2 rRNA genes are annotated in these 1,452 nt (G+C 58.8%); both read right to left on the bottom strand.

From position 1 onward, the window contains the following. Positions 1-2 precede the first annotated feature (2 nt). Positions 3-119: ribosomal RNA gene (rrf, locus tag K1Y72_RS35810) — 5S ribosomal RNA — on the bottom strand. 159 nt (positions 120-278) lie between these two features. Continuing rightward, positions 279-1,452, bottom strand: a 23S ribosomal RNA gene (locus tag K1Y72_RS35805); the annotation flags it as partial.

Below are 1,452 nucleotides of genomic sequence, written 5' to 3'. Positions count from 1 at the left end.
GAGTCCGGCGGTGTCCTACTCTCCCACACGGTCCCCCATGCAGTACCATCGGCGCTGAAGGGCTTAACTTCCGGGTTCGGGATGGGACCGGGTGTTTCCCCTTCGCCATAACCACCGAACGACCAACGCACACCCCCACGGGGGCGGCAAGTTCATCGTCCGAGCAGACGGCTCGGTATTCAATTCTTCTACGGTTCCCGGTTGTTTCCTGGGAACCGCACAGGGACGCGAACAACAATTCGTTTCGACAGCACCACACACCACAAGCATGCGGGTGTGTGTTCAAGCCGCTCGGCCTATTAGTACCGGTCGACTCCACACGTTACCGCGCTTCCATCTCCGGCCTATCAACCCAATGGTCTGTTGGGGGCCTTACCCCACCCGAAAGTGGGAGGGAGAACTCATCTCAAGGCAGGCTTCCCGCTTAGATGCTTTCAGCGGTTATCCCTACCGAACGTAGCCAACCAGCCGTGCCCCTGGCGGGACAACTGGCACACCAGAGGTCCGTCCGTCCCGGTCCTCTCGTACTAGGGACAGATCCCTTCAATTCTCCTACGCGCGCAGCGGATAGGGACCGAACTGTCTCGCGACGTTCTAAACCCAGCTCGCGTGCCGCTTTAATGGGCGAACAGCCCAACCCTTGGGACCTACTCCAGCCCCAGGATGCGACGAGCCGACATCGAGGTGCCAAACCATCCCGTCGATATGGACTCTTGGGGAAGATCAGCCTGTTATCCCCGGGGTACCTTTTAGCCGTTGAGCGACACCACTTCCACACGTCGGTGCCGGATCACTAGGCCCTGCTTTCGCACCTGCTCGACACGTCCGTCTCACAGTCAAGCTCCCTTGTGCCCTTGCACTCGCCACCTGATTGCCAACCAGGCTGAGGGAACCTTTGGGCGCCTCCGTTACTCTTTGGGAGGCAACCGCCCCAGTTAAACTACCCACCAGGCACTGTCCCCCACCCGGATCCACGGGTGCGGGTTAGACGCTCAAAACGACCAGAGTGGTATTTCACCAATGACTCCACCGACACTGGCGTGCCGGCTTCCACGTCTCCCACCTATCCTACACAAGACGCTCCAAACGCCAATGCCAAGCTATAGTGAAGGTCCCGGGGTCTTTCCGTCCTGCTGCGCGAAACGAGCATCTTTACTCGTACTGCAATTTCGCCGGGCCTGTGGTTGAGACAGCGGGGAAGTCGTTACGCCATTCGTGCAGGTCGGAACTTACCCGACAAGGAATTTCGCTACCTTAGGATGGTTATAGTTACCACCGCCGTTTACCGGCGCTTAGATTCTCAGCTTCGAGGTCGAAACCTCTAACCGGTCCTCTTAACGTTCCGGCACCGGGCAGGCGTCAGTCCGTATACAGCGTCTTACGACTTGGCACGGACCTGTGTTTTTAGTAAACAGTCGCTTCCCCCTGGCCTCTGCGACCCCACCCAGCTCC

The organism is Actinomadura parmotrematis, from assembly GCF_019458805.1.
In the GTDB taxonomy this organism is placed as follows: Bacteria; Actinomycetota; Actinomycetes; order Streptosporangiales; family Streptosporangiaceae; genus Spirillospora; species Spirillospora parmotrematis.
Note: the sequence above shows the minus strand (reverse complement) of the source record. Positions and strands in the feature narration are given on the sequence as shown.